At 45.0% G+C, this 7,535-nt stretch carries 6 protein-coding genes; 1 reads left to right on the top strand and 5 read right to left on the bottom strand.

The genetic code is table 11. The annotated features are described in order from the left end of the window. Window positions 1-290 precede the first annotated feature (290 nt). Complete coding sequence (locus IT291_00390; GenBank protein ID MCC6219679.1) at window positions 291-1,667, top strand: ATP-binding protein; 1,377 nt, start codon at window positions 291-293, stop codon at window positions 1,665-1,667. A gap of 66 nt (window positions 1,668-1,733) precedes the next feature. On the opposite strand, the gene IT291_00385 is transcribed toward IT291_00390, so the two are convergent. From IT291_00385 to IT291_00365, 5 genes are read right to left on the bottom strand one after another with little or no spacing between them, the layout of a single operon-like run. Continuing rightward, window positions 1,734-2,636 carry a branched-chain amino acid transaminase gene (locus IT291_00385; GenBank protein MCC6219678.1) on the bottom strand — a complete coding sequence of 301 codons (903 nt, stop codon included), beginning with the start codon at window positions 2,634-2,636 and terminating at the stop codon, window positions 1,734-1,736. 7 nt (window positions 2,637-2,643) lie between these two features. Beyond that, window positions 2,644-3,738 carry a 3-isopropylmalate dehydrogenase gene (leuB, locus tag IT291_00380; protein MCC6219677.1) on the bottom strand — a complete coding sequence of 365 codons (1,095 nt, stop codon included), beginning with the start codon at window positions 3,736-3,738 and terminating at the stop codon, window positions 2,644-2,646. Between the two features lie 10 nt (window positions 3,739-3,748). Next, window positions 3,749-4,366, bottom strand: a complete 618-nt coding sequence (gene leuD, locus IT291_00375) for a 3-isopropylmalate dehydratase small subunit (GenBank protein MCC6219676.1) — start codon at window positions 4,364-4,366, stop codon at window positions 3,749-3,751. 4 nt (window positions 4,367-4,370) lie between these two features. Continuing rightward, window positions 4,371-5,792, bottom strand: a complete 1,422-nt coding sequence (gene leuC, locus IT291_00370; protein ID MCC6219675.1) for a 3-isopropylmalate dehydratase large subunit — start codon at window positions 5,790-5,792, stop codon at window positions 4,371-4,373. 3 nt (window positions 5,793-5,795) lie between these two features. Then, a complete protein-coding gene (locus IT291_00365; protein ID MCC6219674.1) occupies window positions 5,796-7,406 on the bottom strand; it encodes a 2-isopropylmalate synthase in 1,611 nt (536 codons plus the stop codon). Between the last annotated feature and the right edge of the window lie 129 nt (window positions 7,407-7,535).

The raw sequence follows: 7,535 nt of genomic DNA, 5'->3' as shown, positions 1-7,535 counted from the left end.
GAACCCCATTCTTCCGATAATTTCGAACCTCCGGGGTTGCTAGTGTATATCTAAATCCACCTTAACACCCTGTCCAGTTTTTGGGGTTCACTACACTTATTGCTCTAATTAGGCACTTGATTATTACAATAGATGTGCTATTTTGGTATACAGTTATGCCATTTACAAAAAGGATTTTTGTAAATGGCATAAACAGCAAGTGCGTAAGCACTTGCCAATAAACAACAAATACCGTTTCCAAAAAGTAAAATATTTAACTTACTTTTTGGAAACGGTATAGGACACGCCAAATGGAATTTGTAAGAAAAATAAGCACTTACCTCGATAAGTGGAAAGTTGAAAAGGGAAGAAAGCCACTAATCGTCCGAGGTGCTCGACAGGTTGGCAAGACGTTCTTAATACGTCATTGGGCTAAGCAAAATTACCAGACATTAGTCTACATCGATCTAGAGCGTGCGAGTCATCGGCAGTTATTTCAAATATTAGAGCGGGATGACTTCGGAATAGATCTGGATGATTGTCTAAGGGTTATTTCAGATCATTTTTTGCCGCCGGGCCGAGATCTGAAACAGGCGCTTATTTTTTTTGATGAGATTCAAAATGTTCCGAAGCTTATACCGTTGCTGCGTTTCTTTTACGAACTTCGTCCGGAGCTTTCATTAATAGTGGCTGGCTCATATCTGGAGCTCGCCATGAAGCAAATTAGCCAGAGCCGCAATAGTAATGTGGCGTTCCCAGTGGGGCGGGTTGAGAATCTGTATCTCTATCCACTCGATTTTTTTGAGTATCTAAACGCCGTAGGAGAGGATCGCTTGCTAGCGCGACTGCGTTCAGTCGATTGGAATAACTTGCCAACACCAGACGTGCACCTTCGAGCTTGCGAGCAATTTGATCATTATTTCTTAATTGGGGGTATGCCTGAGATAGTCGCCGCGAAGGTGCAGGGTGCTACTAATGATAAAATTGCGCGCATTTTTCATTCGCTATTTGATGGCTATGTCGAGGACATAGCCAAATATGGAGTTAGGGATTCGCGAATTAAATATTTAGAACATCTTTTGCAGAATGTACCAACCTATGCTGGTCGCTTAATAAACTTCGAGGGATTTGGTGGTTCGGCCTACCGCAGCCGCGAGATTGGCCAAGCATTTGAAATATTGGAATCAATTATGTTGGTAACCTTGGCGCAAGCTTGTTCCGATGCAGCTTTGCCGTGGAATCCCAAGCCGAGAAAGCAGAAAAAGTTAATAGCTCTGGATACAGGTCTGGTAAATTTTCGCTCTGGAGTTTCCTTTTCTGAAGTAAAAACGACTGACTTAAACGAACTTCACCGCGGGCGTTTGGCTGAACAAGTTGTTGGCCAACAGCTCGTATGCAATCAGTTGTTTCACCGAGGCTCTTTGTATTACTGGATAAAGGACTATCGCGAAGGATCTGCAGAAGTCGATTTTTGTCTGGAACTAGGCGGAAAGCCTTATGCTATAGAGGTAAAATCTGGAGCAGCGGGATCCTTAAAATCGCTACTTGAATTCGGACGCAAGGTGACGGGAGCACAATTGATTAGAATTCACTCGGGCGAGATGTGCATGGAGGAAAGAGGAAATTTAATGATAAAATCGATTCCATTTTATCTATTGCCGCGAATTCAGGAGATAGGCCTTGGGTAGAGAGAAGCAACGTCTGAAACGACCTGAGCGAAGAGAACGGCAAATGCGTGAAATAAGAAGGATTTATTACACGCGACTTAAGTACGTCTCGAACCTAGAATCGCGACCGTAAACCACGTCTAGGTAGGCGTCCTTTATTTGCTGTGAAATCTCGCCTGGCTTGCCGCTGTTTCCTATCTGTCGATCGTCAAGCGAGCGGATTAGGGTAACTTCGGCAGCCGTGCCCGTAAAAAACGCCTCGTCTGCCGACCAGACATCTTCAGGCCGAAGAATCTTTTCAGTTACACACACTCCCAAATTGGATGCAATTTTAATAACCGTATCGCGCGTAATTCCTGCTAAAATTGTCCCTAGGGGTGGCGTATAGATATGCCCCTTGGACACTATAAAAAAATTCTCTCCAGGCCCTTCGGCAATATTCCCATCGAAATCTAGAAGCAGGGCCTCGTGGTAATGACTTCCCTCAAGCTGCTGGACGGCTAAAATGCTATTAACGTAATGACCCGATATTTTTGCATCGCAAACAGTCGAACGCGGATGAATCCGCATATACTTGCTTACCTTGATGTCTACCATCTCATGCGGCAAATATGCCCCCCATGGCCAACAAGCAATCGCCACATCAACAGGTGCACCTTTGGGATTTAAGCCCATTTTGCCGTAGCCAAAATAAATTATTGGCCGAATATACCCTTGCTTTAGCCCCGTTCTCCTAAGAAGTTCAAGCGTTGCAGAGTTAATCTCCTCCTCGGAAAAAGGAACTTTCATCTTAAACACAGCGGCTGAATAAAAAAGCCTCTTTGTGTGATCTCTAAGCCTAAAGACCGCTGCGCCTTTTGCCGTCTCATACACCCTAATGCCCTCAAAAACTGCCCCACCGTAGTGCAGCGAATGAGTTAAAACGTGAATCTTCGCTTCATCCCAGGCGATAAATTCACCATTTAGCCAGATGTACTTAGTGGTTTCCATTAAACATTTACCTTCTTGTAATATCCATCAACTTGCTACAAATTATATCCCCCATTTCCTGCGTCCCCACCAAAATCTTTCCCTCAGAATATATATCCTTAGTCCTATAACCCTCAGCTAACGCCAGCTCCACCGCCGACTCAATCAGAGAAGCTTCCTCAAACATCTCAAACGAAAACGCAAGCATCATCGCCGCACTTAAAATTTGCGCTATGGGGTTAGCAACTCCCATTCCTGCTATGTCTTGAGCTGACCCGCCACTTGGCTCGTACAAACCAAAACCAGAAGCACTAATACTAGCCGAAGGCATTAAGCCTAAAGAACCAGGTAAAACTGCAGCGGCATCGGACAAAATATCTCCCATAAAATTCGAACATAAGATAACGTCAAATTGGCTTGGGTTTTTTATTAGCTGCATAGCACAATTGTCTACCAGCATGTCGCTTAACTCTACGTCTGGATATTCGGCCTCTCCCACCTCGTGAACTGTTTGTCTCCAAAGTCGCGAAGTCTCCAAAACATTTGCCTTATCGACAGAAGTGAGCCTTCCACTCCGCTTTTGCGCGGCCTTAAAGGCTACATGCGCTACGGCTCGAATCTCGTCCTCGTCATAGCGCGCAATATCAATAGCCACGCGCTTTCCATCTTCAACCATAACACTGTGCTCGCCAAAATAGATATCGCCAAGAAGCTCGCGAACAATCAATAAATCAACCCCATAAGCTACTATGTCCTCCTTAAGCGGACAAATACACACTAAATCACTATAAACCCTAGCCGGTCGAAAATTGGCCAAAAAACCAAATTCCTTCCTAAGAGCTAAAATGGAATTAACTTCGCAGTTCTTCCATTTTAACAGATGAGACTCACTTACTGGCCCACCTACGGAACCAAAAAGAATCGCATCGGAGTTGCGACAAACTTTAACTGTCTCGCCTGGCAAGTGCTCGCCATATTCGTCAAACGCTTGCCCACCCACTAAAGCTTTAACGAACTGAAACTCTCCCTTCTCTCCAACTAACTCAAGCACTTTAACGGCCTCTCTCACTACCTCTTCGCCAATGCCATCGCCCGCTAAAACTGCAATTCTCTTTGTTTTTATCTCACTCATTTTACGTAATAGAATAATTTGGCTTAATCGCAGAATAAAACCTAACTACTTCCCTGCATTTTCTATATTTCTCTATCTCGCCCCTAAAAGAAAAAATATAATCTATATCTTCCAAACCATTTAACAAGCAGTGCTTTCTAAAGGGATCGCAACTAAAACTCTCCCTAACTCCTCCTGGCAATACCACTTCCTCTCTCTCTAAATCGACCTCAAGTCGATAATTATCTACAAAGCTGTCTTCGCCAATAATTAAGTTTATTATTTCATCGCAAACTCGAACTAGTAGCAAACCGTTTTTTGCGCTGTTTGCCGAAAAAATATCCGAAAAAGAAGGAGCTATCACGACCTTAAAACCTGCGCCCTGAACGGCCCATACGGCATGCTCTCTCGACGAGCCACAACCAAAATTTTCTCCTGCCACTAGCACTTTTGCTTCTCCGATACGCGACCATTCGACGTGCGTATAGTCCTCGCTCTTACGCAAATCGCAAAACAAATTCTCTCCGTACCCCTCACGGCTTACGCTAGTTAAAAAACGTGCGGGAATTATTTGATCAGTATCGATATCTTTCATGTCCAGGCAAAAAACGCGAGAGCAAACTTTCGCAAATTTCTCCATTGTATTACACGACCTCCGCCGCTGATGAAATCCTTCCCGAAATTGCGCTCGCTGCTACCGTTGCAGGAGAAGCTAAGTGAGTAATACTTCCCACACCCTGGCGACCCACAAAATTTCTATTAGAAGTGCTAATACAACGGCTTCCCTCTGGCACCCTGTCGTCGTTCATAGCAAGACAAAGCGAGCACCCAGGCATGCGAAAACTAGCACCGGCATTTTCAAAAATCTCCACCAAACCCTCATCCTTAGCTTGTCGCATGACCATCTCTGAGCCAGGAACCACGTAAAAAGTTACATCCGGATGAATCTTTTTCCCCTTCAAAATGCTAGCGGCTACTCGAAAATCCTCTATCCTTCCATTAGTGCAAGAACCTAGAAATGCCCAATCTACTTTTAACGAGCTAAGTAGCTGTCCACTGCTTACCCCAGTATATTTCATAGCTCTCTTAGCCGCCTCGCCCTCCGCATCCGGCAATTCCGACAATTCAGGAACGGGCTTATCTATTTCAACTGATTGCGAAGGATTCGTGCCCCATGTAACAACCGGGTTTAAGTCACTTACGTCGACCACTACCTCCTCGTCGTAATCGCAACCCGAGTCGCTTCTAAAAGAACTCCAGTAGTCTAGCGCCTCGTCCCACCTACTATCCATTGGAGCAAACGCGCGCCCTTTTAGGTAGCAAAAAGTTATCTCATCGGGAGATATTAAACCTCCCCTTGCTCCGCACTCTATACTCATGTTGCAGATAGTCATCCTGCTCTCCATGCTTAACTGCGGTATGAGTTCGCCACAATATTCAATTATGTAACCAGAAGCACCGCCAACTCCTAATTTAGAAATGAGATACAAAATTACATCTTTAGCAAAAACGCCTTCTTTCAATTTACCTCGAAACTCGACTTTAAGAGTCCTTGGCTCATCCTGTAGCAAACAACCACTTGCTAAAACATGCCCCACCTCAGAAGTGCCGACCCCAAATGCCATAGCTCCAAACGCCCCATGCGTCGAGGTGTGCGAATCGCCACAAATTATCGTCATCCCAGGCTGCGTAAGGCCAAGCTCTGGCCCGCTAACGTGGACAATACCCTGCGCTCCGCTGTCGTAATCATAAATATTGATGCCATGCTTAAGCGCATTTTTGCGCAAAACCTCTACTTGGTTTTTAGCTGCTAGCTCAAATATTTCATGCCGATTTTTTCTCGTTGGAATGCTGTGGTCGAGCGTGGCTACTACCCGCCCGGCATCAAAAACCGCCCAACCTCGCTTGTCTAACATCTCAAACGCCTGAGCCGAAGTCACCTCGTGCAGCAACACCAGATCAATTGCAAAGACCGCTGGATGCCCATCGCGTTTGGCTACCACATGTTCGGCCCAAATTTTTTCTATTATGTTTTTTTTCTCAACAAGGTGCGACATAAAATACATTTCTCATTTAACGCTCGCCTCGCGGGGAACAAAAAAATTCCTCTGAACATACGCTCGATTTTCCGCGTCTACCAGAGCTTTCATGGCAGAAATTTCTATATCTCTATCGTCCCCCAAACCCTCAAACTCCTCTCCAAGCTCACTAGCTATTACAATAGTCGATACACTTCTCGCGTCGATATCCTTGCCCTCTGAATGACTCTTGTAACTCTTAATAGAAAAACCAGGCTGATACTTGTCTATTAGCTTCTTTAAAGCTGCGAGTGCGGAATCCTGACCTTGGTTAACTTCGCGCAAAAGCCCTTCTTCTGAAAAAAATTGCCCCTTTAAAATCACCTCACAGCGGTTCGAACTTTTAGAGTAATCAAACTCCTGAATTTTTATTGGCTTTCTAAACTCGTAATACCCTTTCATTAACTCTTCATCGGTAATGCCTTTACGCCTATCTCTATATAAATCCTTTATAAACTGGGCAATCTCTGCTTTTTCGCTATCGCCTATTTTGTAGGAACGTTTTTCAATAATAGCTTTCGCATGGTTCCCACCGCTTAAAGGCCCAAAGAGAAGACTTACTTCTTGCCCCACCTCGGCGGGATCGAATGGCTGATAGATGTTGATATCTTTTAAAATCGCATTAGTATGCCCGCCCGCTGAATGTTTAGCCGCATTATCGCCAACTATCGGCCAATGCGGCTGCCTCGGTAACATTTTTTTCATGACAAAGTCAGAAACCGCCTTTATCTTTTCGCTCTTCGCTTCGCAGTAAAACGCCTGGCCGGATTTGGATGAAAAATGCTTTAAAATCATTATGCACTGTTCCAAAGCAGCATTCCCCGCCCTCTCGCCAATGCCGTTAAAACAACCTTCAATCTGCCGCGCCGGCCCCTCAAAAACCGCATTTATAGTATTAGCAACTGCCAAGCCAAAATCGTTGTGACAGTGAACAGACCAAGTAATGTCGCGCTCTGGGTACTCATCCGCGACAATTTTTGCATGGCGAATCATGTTATTGACGAAATAATCATCGCCCTGCAAATAACAGGCGTAACCGACCGTATCTGGGCAATTTATGACTTTAAGCCCAGCTTCGACTCCTGCTCTAATTAAGTCAGTAGTAAAATCGAAATTCTCCCCCATCCTCGAGTAGCCTTCGGGACTAAACTGCACCTCAAGCCCTGCCTCTCTTGCCGTTTTTACACAGCTGAATAGCGCACCTATTAGTCCGAACTTATCCTCTGCCATTTTTCCCAAGGAAGCCTTCATTAGTAGCGGGTCTACAGGCAGATAAACGTGCAAACGAGCTTTATCGTGCTTAATTGCTGGCTCAAGTGCCGTAATTGTCTTTTCTACCTGCTCCTCCCTAAGCTGGCACAAAGCAGCAATTACTGGAGCATTAGGAACCGGACCTAATTCGCTAGCAATCGCACTTACTATCTGCGCGTCTAAGGCGCTAGAAGCTGGGAAACCAGCCTCCAACACATCAATCCCCATGTCGCTAACAAGCCTCGCATATTCCAAATTATCCTCGAAAACCATCCCCGCCCCCGGGCATTGCTGCCCATCGCGAAGCGTCGTGCACAAAATCCTTAGCCTTTCGCCTTTTTTGTTTTTCATAAAAAGTCAATAACACAAATGAATAATATCAGCTAGTTAGAGCAGCAAAAAAATACGCCTAATAAACATTAGATGTAACAAACTAGCTGTTCCTCTACATAACAGCTAGAAACAGCGCCGCTGCGTTAG

This window comes from Deltaproteobacteria bacterium, assembly GCA_020845775.1.
Classification (GTDB): Bacteria; Bdellovibrionota_C; UBA2361; order SZUA-149; family JADLFC01; genus JADLFC01.
Note: the sequence above shows the minus strand (reverse complement) of the source record. Positions and strands in the feature narration are given on the sequence as shown.